Source organism: Citrobacter sp. Cpo091 (assembly GCF_030332645.1).
Classification (GTDB): domain Bacteria; phylum Pseudomonadota; class Gammaproteobacteria; order Enterobacterales; family Enterobacteriaceae; genus Citrobacter; species Citrobacter portucalensis.
Genome location: NZ_JAOWHL010000027.1, coordinates 220876 through 237100, shown reverse-complemented (window position 1 = coordinate 237100; position 16225 = coordinate 220876). Strand labels below are relative to the sequence as shown.

Annotated in this window: 18 protein-coding genes; 14 read left to right on the top strand and 4 right to left on the bottom strand. The window is 55.5% G+C overall.

Annotation, left to right across the window (positions count from 1 at the left end):
* Window positions 1-16 precede the first annotated feature (16 nt).
* Complete coding sequence (locus tag OGY04_RS03295) at window positions 17-1252, top strand: multifunctional CCA addition/repair protein (protein ID WP_048215522.1); 1236 nt, start codon at window positions 17-19, stop codon at window positions 1250-1252.
* 109 nt (window positions 1253-1361) lie between these two features.
* On the opposite strand, the gene bacA is transcribed toward OGY04_RS03295, so the two are convergent.
* Together bacA and folB are read right to left on the bottom strand one after the other, a co-directional pair.
* Complete coding sequence (gene bacA, locus OGY04_RS03290; protein ID WP_003828439.1) at window positions 1362-2180, bottom strand: undecaprenyl-diphosphate phosphatase; 819 nt, start codon at window positions 2178-2180, stop codon at window positions 1362-1364.
* A gap of 86 nt (window positions 2181-2266) precedes the next feature.
* Window positions 2267-2635, bottom strand: a complete 369-nt coding sequence (gene folB, locus OGY04_RS03285; protein ID WP_003024659.1) for a bifunctional dihydroneopterin aldolase/7,8-dihydroneopterin epimerase — start codon at window positions 2633-2635, stop codon at window positions 2267-2269.
* Between the two features lie 106 nt (window positions 2636-2741).
* Between folB and plsY the strand changes: the two genes are divergently transcribed.
* Window positions 2742-3359, top strand: a complete 618-nt coding sequence (gene plsY / locus OGY04_RS03280) for a glycerol-3-phosphate 1-O-acyltransferase PlsY (protein WP_003828443.1) — start codon at window positions 2742-2744, stop codon at window positions 3357-3359.
* 31 nt (window positions 3360-3390) lie between these two features.
* Here the strand turns inward: plsY and ttdR are convergent, their stop codons facing one another.
* Window positions 3391-4332 carry an L-tartrate utilization transcriptional activator TtdR gene (gene ttdR / locus OGY04_RS03275; RefSeq protein WP_267439068.1) on the bottom strand — a complete coding sequence of 314 codons (942 nt, stop codon included), beginning with the start codon at window positions 4330-4332 and terminating at the stop codon, window positions 3391-3393.
* Window positions 4333-4545: 213 nt separating this feature from the next.
* Here ttdR and ttdA point away from each other — a divergent pair, with 213 nt between their 5' ends.
* From ttdA to ureG, 10 genes are all read left to right on the top strand, one after another.
* Entirely contained in the window at window positions 4546-5454 is a 909-nt protein-coding gene (ttdA, locus tag OGY04_RS03270) for a L(+)-tartrate dehydratase subunit alpha (protein ID WP_003828445.1), read from the top strand.
* Window positions 5451-6056: a L(+)-tartrate dehydratase subunit beta gene (ttdB, locus tag OGY04_RS03265; protein WP_003828447.1), complete on the top strand. Its 606-nt coding sequence runs from the start codon at window positions 5451-5453 to the stop codon at window positions 6054-6056. The genes ttdA and ttdB overlap by 4 nt, the downstream gene beginning before the upstream one ends.
* 48 nt (window positions 6057-6104) lie before the next feature.
* Window positions 6105-7568: an anion permease gene (locus tag OGY04_RS03260; RefSeq protein WP_286584735.1), complete on the top strand. Its 1464-nt coding sequence runs from the start codon at window positions 6105-6107 to the stop codon at window positions 7566-7568.
* Between the two features lie 123 nt (window positions 7569-7691).
* Window positions 7692-8516: an urease accessory protein UreD gene (locus OGY04_RS03255; protein ID WP_216650216.1), complete on the top strand. Its 825-nt coding sequence runs from the start codon at window positions 7692-7694 to the stop codon at window positions 8514-8516.
* Between the two features lie 10 nt (window positions 8517-8526).
* On the top strand, window positions 8527-8829 hold the full coding sequence (locus tag OGY04_RS03250) for an urease subunit gamma (RefSeq protein ID WP_003024678.1): 303 nt from the start codon (window positions 8527-8529) through the stop codon (window positions 8827-8829).
* A gap of 9 nt (window positions 8830-8838) precedes the next feature.
* The gene (locus OGY04_RS03245) at window positions 8839-9159 is read left to right on the top strand and encodes an urease subunit beta (RefSeq protein WP_071446135.1); all 321 of its coding nucleotides are present in this window, start codon (window positions 8839-8841) and stop codon (window positions 9157-9159) included.
* On the top strand, window positions 9152-10855 hold the full coding sequence (gene ureC, locus OGY04_RS03240; protein ID WP_286584734.1) for an urease subunit alpha: 1704 nt from the start codon (window positions 9152-9154) through the stop codon (window positions 10853-10855). The genes OGY04_RS03245 and ureC overlap by 8 nt, the downstream gene beginning before the upstream one ends.
* Window positions 10856-10864: 9 nt before the next feature.
* Window positions 10865-11323: an urease accessory protein UreE gene (gene ureE, locus OGY04_RS03235; protein ID WP_286584732.1), complete on the top strand. Its 459-nt coding sequence runs from the start codon at window positions 10865-10867 to the stop codon at window positions 11321-11323.
* On the top strand, window positions 11323-11994 hold the full coding sequence (locus OGY04_RS03230; RefSeq protein ID WP_195995256.1) for an urease accessory protein UreF: 672 nt from the start codon (window positions 11323-11325) through the stop codon (window positions 11992-11994). The genes ureE and OGY04_RS03230 overlap by 1 nt, the downstream gene beginning before the upstream one ends.
* A gap of 9 nt (window positions 11995-12003) precedes the next feature.
* Window positions 12004-12621, top strand: a complete 618-nt coding sequence (ureG, locus tag OGY04_RS03225; protein WP_286584730.1) for an urease accessory protein UreG — start codon at window positions 12004-12006, stop codon at window positions 12619-12621.
* 87 nt (window positions 12622-12708) lie between these two features.
* Here ureG and tsaD read toward each other — a convergent pair whose 3' ends face one another.
* The gene (gene tsaD / locus OGY04_RS03220; RefSeq protein ID WP_003024694.1) at window positions 12709-13722 is read right to left on the bottom strand and encodes a tRNA (adenosine(37)-N6)-threonylcarbamoyltransferase complex transferase subunit TsaD; all 1014 of its coding nucleotides are present in this window, start codon (window positions 13720-13722) and stop codon (window positions 12709-12711) included.
* Between the two features lie 236 nt (window positions 13723-13958).
* On the opposite strand from tsaD, the gene rpsU reads away from it, so the two are divergent.
* Together rpsU and dnaG are read left to right on the top strand one after the other, a co-directional pair.
* Window positions 13959-14174, top strand: a complete 216-nt coding sequence (rpsU, locus tag OGY04_RS03215; RefSeq protein ID WP_001144069.1) for a 30S ribosomal protein S21 — start codon at window positions 13959-13961, stop codon at window positions 14172-14174.
* 237 nt (window positions 14175-14411) lie between these two features.
* Entirely contained in the window at window positions 14412-16157 is a 1746-nt protein-coding gene (gene dnaG, locus OGY04_RS03210) for a DNA primase (RefSeq protein WP_003828467.1), read from the top strand.
* The last annotated feature ends 68 nt before the right edge of the window (window positions 16158-16225 follow it).

The window sequence follows — 16225 nt, the reverse complement described above, 5'->3', positions numbered from 1 at the left end:
TCAGAAGGAAAGTGGCGTGAAGATTTATCTGGTCGGTGGTGCTGTTCGGGATGCGTTATTAGGGCTACCGATTAAAGATAAAGATTGGGTTGTTGTTGGCGCCACGCCGCAAGAGATGCTCGACGCGGGCTACCAGCAGGTAGGCCGCGATTTTCCCGTGTTTCTGCATCCGCAAACCCGTGAAGAGTATGCGCTGGCGCGTACCGAACGTAAGTCAGGCTCGGGGTATACCGGATTCACCTGCTATGCCGCCGCAGATGTGACGCTGGAGGCCGATCTTCAGCGTCGTGACCTGACCATCAACGCAATCGCCCGCGATGACGACGGGGAGATTATCGACCCGTACAACGGACGCGACGATCTGGAAAACCGTCTGCTGCGCCATGTTTCATCTGCCTTTAGCGAAGATCCGCTGCGCGTGCTGCGCGTGGCGCGCTTTGCTGCCCGCTATGCGCATCTCGGTTTTCGTATTGCTGACGAAACCATGACGCTGATGCGTGACATGACCACCGCTGGTGAACTGGAGCATCTGACACCAGAGCGGGTGTGGAAAGAAACCGAAGGCGCATTAACCACCCGTAACCCACAGGTATTTTTCCAGGTCCTGCGCGACTGCGACGCACTGCGCGTCCTGTTTCCGGAAGTGGATGCTTTGTTTGGCGTTCCTGCTCCCGCGCAGTGGCATCCGGAAATCGACACCGGCATTCACACGCTGATGACGCTGTCGATGGCAGCCATGTTAAGTCCGGAGGTCGACGTGCGTTTTGCTACGCTGTGCCACGATCTTGGCAAGGCATTGACGCCTAAAGCGCTGTGGCCGCGCCATCACGGCCACGGTCCGGCAGGTGTTAAGCTTGTCGAACAACTGTGCCAGCGCCTGCGCGTGCCGAATGACATCCGTGATTTAGCCAAACTGGTTTCCGAGTTCCACGACCTCATTCATACCTTCCCGATCCTGCAGCCGAAAACCATCGTTAAGCTGTTTGATTCCATCGATGCCTGGCGCAAACCGCAGCGCGTGGAGCAAATCGCCCTCACCAGCGAGGCCGATGTGCGTGGGCGAACCGGTTTTGAAGCAGCAGATTATCCGCAAGGCAGGCTGTTACGTGAAGCCTGGCAGGTTGCGCAGGCGGTGCCAACGAAAGACGTGGTTGAAGCTGGATTCAAAGGTCAGGCAATTCGTGAAGAACTGACCCGGCGTCGCATCGCGGCGGTAGCCAGTTGGAAGGAGCAGCGGTGCCCGAAAGCGTAGACACTGCGTTGCCGGATGCGCTGTGCTTATCCGGCCTACAGGTTCGAAACGGATATAACCCGTAGGCCGGATAAGGCAAAACGCCGCCATCCGGCACCACGGCAAGACATCAGAAGAACACGACGTAAACGGCAGCCGCCACAATAAAGCGGTAAATCGCAAACGGAATGAACGAGATGCGTTTAATCAGTTGCAGGAAGGTTTTGATCGCCACCAGCGCCACGATAAACGCCGTCACAAATCCGACCGCAAACATCGGGATATCTGATGCGCTGAGGAAAGACCAGCTCTTGTAGAGATCCAGCGCCGTCGCGCCCATCATCATCGGCACAGCCAGTAGGAAGGAGAATTCAGAGGCCGCGTAACGACTCACGCCCATCAGCATGCCGCCAGAAATCGTCGCCCCGGAGCGAGAAAAACCCGGCCACAGCGCCAGACACTGGAAACAGCCAATCATAAACGCCTGGCGATAGGTCATATCATCCAGACCCGGCGCACGCGGTTCTTTCGGCTTCAGGCATTCTGCGGCAATCAGCAGTACACCACCCACCACCAGCGCATACATCACGTTGATTGGGTTAAACAGCGATTTGATGGTGTCGTGGAAGATTAACCCCAGTACCACGGCTGGAATCATCCCCAACAGGATATGTCCCAGCGTCAACCGACCTTTGCCAGTGCCTTCATGCGGAGCCTTGCCGAAGTGAATGCCGATCAGGCCAAACAGCCGTCGCCAGAACATCACCACAACGGCCAGGATAGAACCTAACTGGATAACCACTTCGAATGTTTTTGCAGTGTCACCCTCAAAACCCAACAGGTGGCCAACAATAATCATATGGCCAGTACTGGAAACGGGTAAAAATTCCGTCAATCCTTCGACCACACCCAAAATTGCCGCCACCAGCAGCGAGTGCATATCACTCATTAATAAACCCCTAGATAGAGAAACCACGGCAAAAAAGAGCCGACGAAAGGACCCTTTTATACCCGTTTGTTTTAGAAATTATTAAATTAATTATTTTCTTTCAGATTATTGCCACGCTCAATGATAACCCCGACGTTCGCCGCACGGGCTACCGCGCCAGGTTTACTGAGTTTGATCCGTACCCAGGGAGAATTAAAGCGGCTAAGCAGCAGATCTGCCACCTCTTCCGCAACTCGTTCTACCAGCGCAAAGCGCCCACCTTCCACATGATTAACAACCGTTTGAGCAATATCAGCATAGCTCAGGCAATCAGCCACATCATCGCTTTTAGCCGATTTGCGGTTATCCCATGCCATTTCGATATCGAACACCAACCGTTGTTCGATCGTTTGTTCCCAGTCGTAAACACCAATAGTGGTGATTACAGAAAGTTGCTCTATAAATACAATATCCATCACGACCTGCCTGCTTTTTGGCTAACCCGGATACCACTTCCGGCGAAATATGCGTATTATCCACAGAAGTAGCGTTTTACACGACATTTTCAAAACGGAACAGCTTATGAGTGCAATCGCGCCTGGAATGATTATCTTCGCGTACCTCTGTGGCTCAATTTCCAGTGCTATTCTGGTATGCCGCCTTGCTGGATTGCCGGACCCGCGCGACAGCGGCTCTGGGAATCCGGGCGCGACAAACGTGCTGCGCATCGGTGGCAAGGGAGCCGCCGTCGCGGTACTGATTTTCGACGTCCTGAAAGGTATGTTACCCGTCTGGGGTGCCTATGCGCTAGGCGTCAGCCCCTTCTGGCTGGGATTGATCGCAATCGCCGCCTGTCTGGGCCACATTTGGCCGGTGTTCTTCGGCTTTAAAGGTGGGAAAGGCGTTGCCACAGCCTTTGGCGCGATTGCGCCGATTGGTTGGGACTTAACTGGCGTGATGGCAGGGACCTGGCTGCTGACCGTCCTGTTGAGCGGCTACTCGTCGTTAGGCGCTATCGTCAGCGCGTTGATCGCCCCTTTTTACGTCTGGTGGTTCAATCCCCAGTTCACTTTCCCGGTGTCCATGCTGTCGTGCTTAATTCTGCTTCGTCACCATGACAACATTCAGCGTCTGTGGCGTCGTCAGGAGCCGAAGATCTGGACCAAGTTGAAGAAAAAACGCGAACGAGACCCCGAGTGATTTTATTGTCGGATAGCGACGCAACGGCGTCTTATCCGGCGTGGGGGATGTGATACCCCTCCACCGGTTTGCCTAATCGGTTCTGACACCACGTCGCCAGAAACTCCACGCACACGCGCAGCTTCACGCTGCGATACAGCGGCTCCTGATAAACCGCCCAGATATTAGCGCTCTGCGCATAGTCCGGCAGCACACGCACCAGTTCACCGCTGGCCAGAAACGGCTGCACATCCCATTCGGAACGCAACATAATCCCTTTTCCCTGTAGCGCCCACTGCAACACAATCTCACCGCTGTTAGAGGAAAGATGTCCCGCCACCTTGACCGACTTTTTCTCCTGACCATTGTCCAGTTCCCACACCCCGTGAGTCATATCGCGTTCTTTGGTGACCAGACAATCATGACGACTTAATTCCTGTAACGTCATCGGCTCACCGTATTTTTGTAAGTACGGTGGGGCCGCACACAATATTCTTTTGTTTTTCGTTAACAAATGCGCAATATAATAATCCGGTATCTCGTCATTAATACGAATATCCAAATCGATATTATCCTGCGCCAAATCAATTTGCCGATCGTAAAGCTCAAAATGCACCTGTAATTCAGGGTAGCTATGCATCAATTCGGTAATTGCCGGCGCAATATAACTGCGCCCAAAGCCAAAACTACAGCCGATACGAATCATCCCTGCCGGGCGCGTTTTGAGTTGCGTGACGTCATCGACCAGATGCTGATAGCCCGCGAGGATCGCCTGCGCATGTTCATAGCAACGTTGACCACTCTCCGTGAGCGATACACCACGCGCAGAGCGGCTTAGCAGCGTCGTCCCCAGCGTGGACTCTAGGATCTGAATGCGTTTTGTCACAAACGCCGGCGTTTGCCCCAGCGTCGCGGCGGCAGCGCTGAAGCTGCCGCTATGCACAATTTCAACCAACACCTGCAGGTCTTTCGCCAGGGGATACGTGTTCAGCATGTTCGGTCTATCCGTAATGTTGTTCACCGCAGTGTAATTCTCTCATGCGTCTTAAACCCTGCCTTTGCGCAATTTTTATTGCCTTATCCGGACATCATTCACGAACTGTTAATTAGATATTCACAGTGGCAAATAATATTAACCCACACTTTTAGTGGTAGTTTGTGGCGGAGAATTTATTTCCAGATAAATAAAAGAACTGGAGTTAACAAGATGAGCAATCAAAATAACCAAAATGCGATAAATACGCTGACGAACATTGTCGCTGATTTTACCGCCATGATTTCTACCCGCATGCCCGATGACGTCGTGGATAAATTAAAACAGTTGCGTGAAGGCGAAACCTCGCCGATGGGTAAAATCATCTACCACACCATGTTTGACAACATGCAGAAGGCTATCGACCTGAACCGTCCAGCCTGTCAGGACACCGGCGAGATTATGTTCTTCGTGAAGGTCGGTTCCCGTTTTCCGCTCCTCGGCGAACTGCAAAGCATTCTGAAGCAGGCCGTTGAAGACGCCACGGTAAAAGCGCCTCTGCGCCATAACGCGGTCGAGATTTTTGACGAAGTGAATACCGGCAAAAATACAGGTACCGGTGTGCCGTGGGTCACCTGGGACATCATCCCCGATAACGATGACGCGGAAATCGAAGTCTACATGGCAGGCGGCGGCTGTACGCTGCCGGGACGCTCGAAAGTGTTAATGCCTTCTGAGGGCTACGAAGGCGTGGTGAAATTTGTTTTTGAAAATATCTCCACGCTGGCAGTCAACGCTTGTCCGCCAGTGCTGGTGGGCGTAGGTATTGCCACCTCCGTAGAAACCGCCGCCGTTCTTTCTCGTAAAGCGGTGCTGCGCCCTATCGGCTCACGTCATCCGAATCCGAAAGCGGCCGAACTGGAACTGCGTCTGGAAGAAGGACTTAACCGTCTGGGCATTGGTCCGCAAGGATTGACCGGTAATAGCTCGGTGATGGGCGTGCATATCGAATCCGCCGCGCGCCACCCGTCGACTATCGGCGTTGCCGTCTCTACCGGCTGCTGGGCCCACCGTCGCGGCACGCTGTTGGTTCATGCTGACCTCTCCTTCGAAAACCTGTCTCACACCCGGAGCGCGTTATGAAAAAGATCCTCACAACCCCGATCAAAGCCGAAGATCTGGCAGACATTCGCGTTGGCGATGTCATTTACCTGACCGGTACGCTGGTGACCTGCCGTGACGTTTGCCACCGCCGCCTGATCGAACTGAAGCGCCCGATTCCTTATGACCTGAACGGCAAAGCCATTTTCCACGCGGGCCCGATCGTACGTAAGAACGGTGAAAAATGGGAAATGGTTTCCGTCGGCCCAACCACCAGCATGCGTATGGAAGCGTTTGAGAAAGACTTTATCGAACAGACTGGCGTCAAACTGGTGGTCGGCAAGGGCGGCATGGGACCGCTGACGGAAGAAGGCTGCAAGCAGTTTAAAGCGCTGCACGTCATCTTCCCGGCAGGCTGCGCAGTCGTGGCGGCAACCCAGGTTGAGGAGATCGAAGAGGTGCACTGGACGGAACTCGGCATGCCGGAGTCCCTGTGGGTGTGTCGGGTAAAAGAGTTCGGCCCGCTGATCGTTTCCATCGATACCCACGGCAATAACCTGATCGCTGAAAACAAAAAGCTGTTCGCTGAACGTCGCGACCCTATCGTCGATGAAATCTGCGAGCACGTGCATTACATCAAATAACCCTCCCGGAGAGGCGCTACGCCTCTCCCCTTTCGTAGGGATTCAACAATGGCACCTTTAGCTGGTTGGTGGCGATACCTGGCTCCGCTGGTGGTCATCGCCATTATTGCTGTTCTACCCGTCCCCACCGGTCTTGAGAGCCACACCTGGCTCTATTTTGCCGTCTTTACCGGTGTGATTGTCGGGCTTATTCTGGAACCTATACCGGGCGCGGTAGTGGCGATGATTGGCATTTCGATCATCGCCGTCCTTTCACCGTGGCTGCTGTTCAGCCCGGAGCAACTCGCGCAGGACGGTTTTAAATTTACCGCCAAATCGCTGTCGTGGGCGGTATCTGGCTTTTCAAACTCGGTCATCTGGCTGATCTTCGCGGCCTTTATGTTTGGCACGGGCTATGAGAAAACCGGACTCGGTCGGCGAATCGCGCTGATGCTGGTGAAAAAGATGGGGCATAGGACGCTGTTTCTCGGCTATGCGGTGATGTTCTCCGAACTTATCCTCGCTCCCGTCACACCTTCCAACTCCGCCCGTGGGGCCGGAATAATCTACCCGATTATCCGCAACCTGCCGCCGCTGTATAACTCACAGCCCAATAGCGCCAGTTCACGCTCCATTGGCTCATACATCATGTGGATGGGCATTGTCGCCGACTGCGTCACCAGCGCTATTTTCTTAACGGCGATGGCGCCGAACCTGCTGTTGATCGGCCTGATGAAAGGCGCGTCCCACACCGCGCTGAGCTGGGGTGACTGGTTCTTAGGCATGCTGCCGCTGAGCATTTTACTGGTGCTGATCGTGCCGTGGCTGGCGTACGTGTTATATCCACCGGTGCTGAAATCCGGCGATCAGGTTCCACGCTGGGCGGATACTGAACTAAAAGCGATGGGACCGCTCTGCGCTCGCGAGAAAAAGATGCTGGTGCTGATGGTCGGCGCGCTGGTGCTGTGGATCTTCGGCGGCGATTATATTGACGCCGCGATGGTCGGATACAGCGTGGTGGCGTTGATGCTGGTACTGCGCATCATTAGCTGGGATGACATCGTCAGCAATAAAGCCGCATGGAACGTCTTTTTCTGGCTGGCCTCGCTGATCACGCTGGCCACCGGGCTCAATAACACCGGTTTTATTACCTGGTTCGGCAAGCTGCTGGCAAACGGGCTGAGCGGTTATTCGCCGATGATGGTGATGGTAGCGCTGATCGTGGTGTTCTATCTGCTGCGTTACTTCTTTGCCAGCGCCACAGCCTATACCTCCGCCCTCGCACCGATGATGATTGCCGCCGCGCTGGCAATGCCGGAAATCCCGCTACCGGTCTTCTGCCTGATGGTCGGCGCCGCCATTGGTCTGGGCAGCATTCTGACCCCGTACGCTACCGGCCCTAGCCCTATCTACTACGGCAGCGGCTATTTACCAACGGTGGATTACTGGCGACTCGGTGCTATTTTTGGCCTGATTTTCCTCGTGCTGCTGGTGATTACCGGTCTGGTCTGGATGCCCCTCGTTTTACTGTAAAACCCTGGTGGGGCGGCGTATTGTCGCCCCTTTATCCATAAGCTTCTCATATGATCGATTTCCCGACGCGCTGAGGCATACTTTTTTGTATGCAAACACCCTCATGCTGATAGGGGAAACGCTCTGGACACGGTTGCGCACGAGACACTCACACGGGGCTGGCAGGCCGAACTGGATCTGCATTTTACCTGCACCGGGCACAAAACGGTGCTCGCCTCGGCGCGTCATCATGGTCCATTGACGGTTCAACGCCCGTTTTACCCGGAAGAGGACGTTTGCCATCTCTATTTGCTTCATCCACCGGCGGGGATCGTCGGCGGGGATGAGCTCCATATCGCCGTAACGCTCGACGAAAACAGCCACGCGTTAATCACCCAGCCTGGCGCGGGAAAGTTTTACCGCAGCCGTGGACCGCAGGCATTACTGCGCCAGCATTTTACCCTCACTCCTCACGCGACGCTGGAGTGGCTGCCGCAGGATACGATCCTCTTTCCCGGCGCCAACGCCGCTATTCAGACCGTCTTTCATCTGACATCCGCAAGCCGCCTGCTGGCCTGGGATCTGCTGTGTCTTGGCCGACCGGTTATGCAGGAGACCTTCAGTTACGGCACGCTGCAAAACCGCCAGGAAGTATGGCGAGATGGGCAGCCACTGCTGATAGAACGCTTGCAGTTGCAGGAGGGGAATCTGAGCGGCGTCGCACATCATCCCTGGGTCGGCACGTTGCTGTGTTATCCGGCCAGCGAACATATGCTCGAGGGCACGCGGGAGCGGCTTACGGCGCTTGGCGATTACGCCGGGGCAACGCTTAACGATTCGCTGCTGACAATCCGTTTTCTTGCTAGCGACAACCTGGTTGTCCAGCGCGTTATGCGCGACATCTGGCAATTTCTGCGCCCGCTGCTGACACACAAAGCGCCCGTACTCCCGCGAATCTGGCAAACCTAAGAGAACCCTTATGGAACTGACTCCCAGAGAAAAAGACAAGCTGTTGCTATTTACCGCCGCGCTGGTGGCGGAACGTCGCCTGGCCCGCGGGCTGAAGCTGAACTACCCGGAATCGGTGGCGCTAATTAGCGCTTTCATCATGGAAGGGGCGCGGGACGGGCAAACCGTGGCCGCGCTGATGGAAGACGGGCGTCACGTCCTGCGCCGCGATCAGGTGATGGAAGGCGTACCGGAGATGATCCCGGATATTCAGGTTGAAGCCACATTTCCGGACGGATCGAAGCTGGTCACCGTCCACAATCCGATCGTCTAAGGAGCGGCAATGATCCCTGGTGAATATCAGATCGCAAAAGGCAGTATCGCACTTAATCAGGGGCGAGAGATCTGCACGATCGTGGTGGAAAATCATGGCGACAGACCCATCCAGGTGGGATCGCACTACCACTTTTACGAAGTGAACCCGGCGCTGCGCTTTGACAGGCTGGCCGCACGCGGCTTTCGTCTGAACATTGCTGCGGGCACGGCAGTGCGTTTTGAGCCGGGACAAAAACGCGAAGTCGAACTGGTGCGCGTTGCTGGCGCACAAAGGATCGTGGGTTTTCGCAGCGAAGTGATGGGCGCGCTGGAGGCAGATAATGAGTGATATTTCCCGGCAGGCGTACGCCGACATGTTTGGCCCAACCACCGGCGATAAAGTGCGCCTGGCGGATACCGACCTGTGGATCGAGGTGGAACAAGACTTCACCACCTACGGCGAAGAGGTCAAATTCGGCGGCGGAAAAGTGATCCGCGACGGCATGGGCCAGGGACAAATGCGCGCCGATGCATGCGTGGATCTGGTGATCACCAACGCGCTGATCGTCGATCACTGGGGGATCGTGAAAGCGGATATCGGCATCAAAAACGGCAGGATCTTCGCTATCGGCAAAGCAGGTAATCCCGATATTCAACCCAACGTCACGATCCCGATAGGCGTGGGAACTGAAGTCATTGCCGGGGAAGGCAAGATCGTCACCGCGGGCGGCGTGGATACGCATATTCACTGGATCTGCCCACAGCAGGCGCAGGAGGCGCTGGTTTCCGGGGTGACGACGATGATCGGCGGCGGCACCGGTCCGGCCGCAGGAACCAACGCCACCACCTGCACACCGGGCCCCTGGTACATCGCGCGCATGCTGCAGGCGGCAGATGCGTTGCCGGTTAACATCGGTTTACTGGGCAAAGGTAATGGCTCAAACCCAGACGCCTTGCGCGAGCAAATCAGCGCGGGCGCAATTGGCCTGAAAATCCATGAAGACTGGGGCGCCACGCCTGCCGCTATCGACTGCGCGCTGACTGTGGCCGACGAGATGGACATCCAGGTCGCGCTGCATAGCGATACGCTCAATGAGTCCGGTTTCGTTGAAGATACGCTGGCGGCAATTGGTGATCGCACCATTCATACCTTTCACACCGAAGGCGCGGGTGGCGGCCATGCACCGGATATCATCACCGCCTGCGCGCATCCGAATATTCTGCCCTCCTCCACTAACCCGACGCTGCCCTATACCGTCAACACCATCGACGAGCATCTCGACATGCTGATGGTTTGCCACCACCTCGATCCGGATATCGCCGAAGACGTGGCCTTTGCCGAATCCCGCATTCGCCGGGAAACGATCGCTGCCGAAGATGTGCTGCATGACATTGGCGCGTTTTCCCTGACCTCGTCCGATTCACAGGCGATGGGGCGCGTGGGCGAAGTGATCCTGCGTACCTGGCAGGTGGCGCACCGCATGAAGGTTCAGCGTGGCCCGTTGGCAGAAGAAACCGGTGACAACGACAACCTGCGCGTTAAACGCTACGTCGCCAAATACACCATCAACCCGGCATTAACCCACGGTATCGCCCATGAAGTCGGTTCCGTTGAGCCAGGCAAACTGGCCGATCTGGTGCTGTGGTCACCCGCCTTTTTTGGCGTAAAACCGGCGACGATCGTCAAGGGCGGGATGATCGCCTGCGCGCCGATGGGCGATATCAACGCCTCGATCCCCACCCCGCAGCCGGTGCATTACCGCATGATGTTCGGCGCGCTTGGCGCGGCGCGGCACCACACCCGGCTGACCTTTATTTCGCAGGCCGCTGACGCGCAAAACATCCCGCAGCAGCTCAATCTGCAAAGCGCTATCGCCGTCGTCAAAGGCTGCCGGACGGTGAAAAAGGTCGACATGATCCACAACGGCCTGCAACCCAATATCACCGTCGATGCTCAGACTTACGAGGTGCGTATTGATGGCGAACTTATCACCAGCGAACCGGCAGATATTTTGCCGATGGCGCAACGCTATTTTCTGTTTTGAGGAGTGACGATGATCTATCTGACCCAACGCCTTGACCACGCTCACCGCGTTACTGCAAGCGTCACGCTGCCCATTGATGTCCGGGTAAAAAGTCGCGCCAGGGTAGCACTGAACGACGGTCGCGAAGCCGGGCTAATGCTACCGCGTGGTTTGCTGCTGCGCGGTGGCGATCTGCTAAGTACCGAAGATGGCAGCGAAGTGATCGAAGTGATCGCCGCACCGGAGTCGGTTTCCGTGGTGCGCTGCACCGATCCTTTCCTGCTCGCCAAAGCCTGTTATCACCTCGGTAATCGCCACGTTCCGCTGCAAATCCTGCCGGATGAACTGCGTTACCATCACGATCATGTGCTGGACGACATGCTGAGCCAGTTCAACCTTGAGGTGACATTCGCCCAGTTGCCGTTTGAGCCGGAAGCGGGTGCCTATGCGAGCGAGTCACACGGGCATCACCATGGTCATGCGCACTGATGCATAGCACCCAACAGCTGCGCCTGATGCAGCTCGCCAGCAGCAGTCTCCCGGTAGGATCGTTTACCTGGTCTCAGGGGCTGGAATGGGCGGTAGAGATCGGCTGGGTGAAAAGCGTCGATGACTTCTCTGCCTGGCAAATCCAGCAGATGGAGCAAAACTTTTTTACCGTTGACCTACCGCTGCTGGCGAGACTGTATCGCGCCTGCGAGCTGGACGATCTCGACGCAGCACGCCGCTGGAGCGCTTACCTGCTGGCCTGTCGCGAAACCCGCGAACTGCGGGATGAAGAACGCAGTCGGGGTGCGGCGTTTACGCGGCTGGTCACCGACTGGGAGTCGGATTGCTCGCGAGAATGGCGCACCCTCTTTGTCGACAGCCAACTCTGCGGCATGGCCTGGCTGGGCGTGCGCTGGAAAATTCCGCTGACGGAGCTGGCGTTAAGCCTCGGCTACAGCTGGATTGAAAGCGCTGTCATGGCTGGCGTCAAGCTGGTTCCTTTTGGACAACAGGCGGCCCAGCGTTTGATTATTGCGCTCTGCGATCGCTATGCGCAGGGTTTGGCACAGGCGCTGACGTGTCCTGACACCAGCCTCGGCTCCGCAACGCCGTTGGCCGCTATCGCGTCTGCCCGGCATGAAACCCAATATTCCCGATTATTCCGCTCCTGAGGAGAAAAAATGAGTAACTGCAAGCATCCCCTGCGTGTGGGCGTTGGCGGCCCGGTTGGCTCGGGCAAAACGGCGCTGCTGGAAGCGTTATGCAAAGCCATGCGCAGCAGCTATCAGTTGGCGGTGGTGACCAACGATATCTACACCAAAGAAGATCAGCGCATTCTCACCGAGGCGGGCGCACTGGAGCCAGAGAGGATCGTCGGCGTGGAAACCGGTGGCTGCCCGCATACCGCCATCCGCGAAGATGCGTCGATGAATCTGGCCGCCGTAGAAGCGCTGAGCGAGAAATTCGGCAATCTGGATCTGATTTTTGTGGAAAGCGGCGGCGATAACCTGAGCGCCACCTTCAGCCCGGAACTCGCGGATCTGACGATCTATGTGATCGATGTTGCCGAAGGCGAGAAGATCCCGCGTAAAGGCGGTCCGGGGATCACCAAATCCGATTTTCTGGTGATCAATAAAACCGATCTTGCCCCTTACGTCGGCGCATCGCTGGAGGTGATGGAGCGCGATACCTTGCGCATGCGCGGCGAGCGTCCATGGACGTTTAGTAATTTAAAATCTGGAGAAGGCCTGGACAAAATTATCGCGTTTCTGGAAGAGAAAGGAATGTTGCGGATGTAGTGAGAGCTATCGCCGGGCGGCGGATTCGCCTGACCCGGCCTACGGTTTTGTAAGCCCGGTAAACGCAGCGCCACCGGGCAAAAAAACTTATGCTGCCGGTAATTCCGCCAGCGGCCAGCGTGGACGCACGGTCACGCCAAGATCCGCCGTTGCACCCGCTTTAAAGCGCACCATGCCCGCGTAGGCGATCATCGCCCCGTTATCGGTACAAAATTCCGGACGCGCGTAAAACACTTCGCCACGACGTTTTTGCATCATCTCAGCCAGCTTTGCGCGCAGCGTACGGTTCGCACTCACGCCTCCCGCCATCACCAGACGTTTAAAACCGGTTTGATCCAGCGCGCGTTTGCACTTGATCATCAGCGTATCAACCACCGCATCTTCAAACGCTCGGGCGATATCAGCGCGGGTCTGATCGTCATTTTCGTTATTACGAATGGTATTCGCAGCGAAGGTTTTCAAACCTGAGAAGCTGAAATCCAGCCCCGGACGGTCAGTCATCGGACGCGGGAAGACAAAACGTTTTTCAACGCCTTGTGATGCCAGCTTTGACAGCATTGGGCCACCAGGATAATCCAATCCCAGCAGCTTGGCGGTTTTGTCGAACGCTTCACCGGCAGCATCATCAATCGATTCGCCCAGCAATTCATACTGACCGATACCGGTGACGCTGATCAGCTGCGTGTGGCCGCCGGAAACCAGCAGCGCGACGAACGGGAATGCAGGGGGATTATCTTCCAGCATTGGCGCCAGCAGATGCCCTTCCATGTGGTGCACAGGAATTGCCGGTACGCCCCAGGCGAACGCCAGCGAACGTCCTACGGTTGCGCCAACCAGCAGCGCACCAACCAGACCAGGACCTGCGGTATACGCCACCGCATCGATCTCTTTTGCCGTCAGTCCCGCTTCTTTCAGCGCGGCCTGGATCAACGGTACGGTTTTACGTACGTGATCGCGCGAGGCCAGTTCAGGCACTACGCCGCCGTAGTCAGCATGTAATTTCACCTGACTATACAATTGGTTGGCTAAAAGACCTTTTTCATCGTCGTAAATGGCGATGCCGGTTTCATCGCAGGATGTTTCAATACCCAGTACACGCATGACTTGTTTTACCTCGCTCTATTACCGCGCAGTGTAGGACCAATGCGGGTTGATGTAAAACTTTGTTCGCCCCAGGAGTTTCGCTCGTGTATACTCCTTGTCCTTATAAAAGTCCCTTTCAAAATCGCGTCGGTGCTTTACAAAGCAGCAGCAATTGCAGTAAAATTCCGCACCATTTTGAAATAAGCTGGCGTTGATGCCAGCGGCAAACCGAATTTATTAAAGGTGAGAGTTACATGCCGGTAATTAAAGTACGTGAAAACGAGCCGTTCGACGTAGCACTGCGTCGCTTCAAGCGTTCATGCGAAAAAGCAGGTGTTCTGGCGGAAGTTCGTCGTCGTGAGTTCTATGAAAAACCGACTACCGAACGTAAGCGCGCTAAAGCTTCTGCTGTGAAACGTCACGCGAAGAAACTGGCTCGCGAAAACGCACGCCGTACTCGTCTGTACTAATCCATTGAGAGCCAAAGCTCTCAATTCAGACTGAGTTGTAGTTGTAAGGCCGTGCTTCCGGAAGGAATGCGCGGCTTATTTTCGTTTATACACGTCATCATTCAAGCTGCCTCAGTGTTGGCTGCAGTCGCTCACCCCAGTCACGTACTGCTGTACGCTCCTGAGGATTCGCTTCCTTGCCGCCTTGATGCATCCTGAATGATTTTGTGTATATGAGTCATCAAAAAACAGGGGCTTATGGCTGGACGAATTCCTCGCGTTTTTATCAATGACCTGCTGGCAAGAACCGACATCGTCGATCTCATCGACGCGCGGGTAAAGCTGAAAAAGCAGGGCAAAAATTATCACGCGTGCTGTCCGTTCCATAACGAAAAAACCCCCTCTTTCACCGTAAACGGTGAAAAACAGTTTTATCACTGCTTTGGGTGTGGCGCGCATGGCAACGCCGTCGACTTTCTCATGAACTACGACAAGCTCGAGTTTGTGGAAACCGTCGAAGAACTGGCCGCAATGCACAACCTTGAAGTGCCCTATGAAGCAGGCAGTGGCCCCAGTCAGATAGAGCGCCATCAACGGCAAAGCCTTTATCAATTGATGGACGGCCTGAACACTTTTTATCAACAGTCTTTGATGCAGCCCGCCGCTACCCCTGCGCGCCAATACCTGGAAAAGCGAGGATTAAGTAGCGACGTTATCACCCGTTTTGCTATTGGTTTTGCGCCCCCCGGCTGGGACAACGTCCTGAAACGGTTTGGCGGCAATGCTGAGAATCGAAAATCGCTGGTCGATGCGGGGATGTTGGTCACCAACGATCAGGGACGCAGTTACGATCGCTTCCGCGAACGGGTGATGTTCCCCATTCGCGACAAACGTGGTCGGGTCATTGGTTTTGGTGGACGCGTGCTGGGCGATGCCCTGCCGAAATATCTGAACTCCCCGGAAACCGATATTTTCCATAAAGGTCGCCAGCTGTATGGCCTTTATGAAGCCCAGCAGGATAACGCCGATCCACAGCGCCTGTTAGTGGTAGAAGGCTATATGGATGTGGTGGCGCTGGCGCAATACGGCATTAACTACGCCGTTGCATCCCTAGGGACGTCAACTACTGCCGATCACATCCAACTGTTGTTCCGCGCGACGAACAACGTAATTTGCTGTTACGACGGCGACCGTGCCGGACGCGACGCAGCATGGCGCGCGCTGGAAACCGCTCTGCCCTATATGACAGACGGACGCCAGCTACGCTTCATGTTTTTACCTGACGGCGAAGACCCCGATACGCTGGTGCGTAAAGAAGGGAAAGAGGCCTTTGAAGCCCGGATGGAGCAGGCGCTGCCGCTCTCCGCGTTTTTATTTAACAGCCTGCTGCCGCAGGTGGATTTGAGTACCCCGGACGGACGCGCACAGCTCAGTACGCTGGCATTACCGCTGATTACTCAGGTACCAGGCGAAACGTTGCGCATTTACCTGCGACAGGAGTTGGGAAACAAGCTCGGCATTCTGGATGACAGCCAGCTTGAACGTTTAATGCCTAAACTGGCAGAAAATGGGGCTTCCCGCCCTGTTCCACAGCTAAAACGTACGACCATGCGTATACTTATAGGGCTGCTGGTACAGAACCCGGGCCTCGCCCCGCTGGTTCCACCGTTAGGCGCACTGGATAGCAATAAGCTGCCTGGACTTGGCTTATTCAGAGAACTGGTCAACACTTGTCTGGCTCAGCCAGGTCTGACCACCGGGCAACTTTTAGAACACTATCGTGGCACAAATGATGCTGCGACCCTTGAAAAACTGTCGATGTGGGACGATATAGCAGATAAAGATATCGCGGAAAAAACCTTCACCGACTCACTCAACCATATGTTTGATTCGATGCTTGAACTGCGCCAGGAAGAGTTGATAGCTCGTGAGCGCACACACGGTTTAAGCAGCGAAGAACGCCGGGAACTCTGGACACTGAACCAGGAACTGGCCAAGAAATAACAGAAAGACAAAAGTATTTAACGGCTTAACTGCCGAATATCGATCGGGAAGCCCCCGACAGCCGCACG

Coding starts and splice junctions, on each gene's coding strand:
- bacA (WP_003828439.1), bottom strand. CDS start 2,180: ATGAGTGATATGCACTCGCTGCTGGTGGCGGCAATTTTGGGTGTGGTC.
- folB (WP_003024659.1), bottom strand. CDS start 2,635: ATGGATATTGTATTTATAGAGCAACTTTCTGTAATCACCACTATTGGT.
- plsY (WP_003828443.1), top strand. CDS start 2,742: ATGAGTGCAATCGCGCCTGGAATGATTATCTTCGCGTACCTCTGTGGC.
- ttdR (WP_267439068.1), bottom strand. CDS start 4,332: ATGCTGAACACGTATCCCCTGGCGAAAGACCTGCAGGTGTTGGTTGAA.
- ttdA (WP_003828445.1), top strand. CDS start 4,546: ATGAGCAATCAAAATAACCAAAATGCGATAAATACGCTGACGAACATT.
- ttdB (WP_003828447.1), top strand. CDS start 5,451: ATGAAAAAGATCCTCACAACCCCGATCAAAGCCGAAGATCTGGCAGAC.
- OGY04_RS03260 (WP_286584735.1), top strand. CDS start 6,105: ATGGCACCTTTAGCTGGTTGGTGGCGATACCTGGCTCCGCTGGTGGTC.
- OGY04_RS03250 (WP_003024678.1), top strand. CDS start 8,527: ATGGAACTGACTCCCAGAGAAAAAGACAAGCTGTTGCTATTTACCGCC.
- OGY04_RS03245 (WP_071446135.1), top strand. CDS start 8,839: ATGATCCCTGGTGAATATCAGATCGCAAAAGGCAGTATCGCACTTAAT.
- ureC (WP_286584734.1), top strand. CDS start 9,152: ATGAGTGATATTTCCCGGCAGGCGTACGCCGACATGTTTGGCCCAACC.
- ureE (WP_286584732.1), top strand. CDS start 10,865: ATGATCTATCTGACCCAACGCCTTGACCACGCTCACCGCGTTACTGCA.
- OGY04_RS03230 (WP_195995256.1), top strand. CDS start 11,323: ATGCATAGCACCCAACAGCTGCGCCTGATGCAGCTCGCCAGCAGCAGT.
- ureG (WP_286584730.1), top strand. CDS start 12,004: ATGAGTAACTGCAAGCATCCCCTGCGTGTGGGCGTTGGCGGCCCGGTT.
- tsaD (WP_003024694.1), bottom strand. CDS start 13,722: ATGCGTGTACTGGGTATTGAAACATCCTGCGATGAAACCGGCATCGCC.
- rpsU (WP_001144069.1), top strand. CDS start 13,959: ATGCCGGTAATTAAAGTACGTGAAAACGAGCCGTTCGACGTAGCACTG.
- dnaG (WP_003828467.1), top strand. CDS start 14,412: ATGGCTGGACGAATTCCTCGCGTTTTTATCAATGACCTGCTGGCAAGA.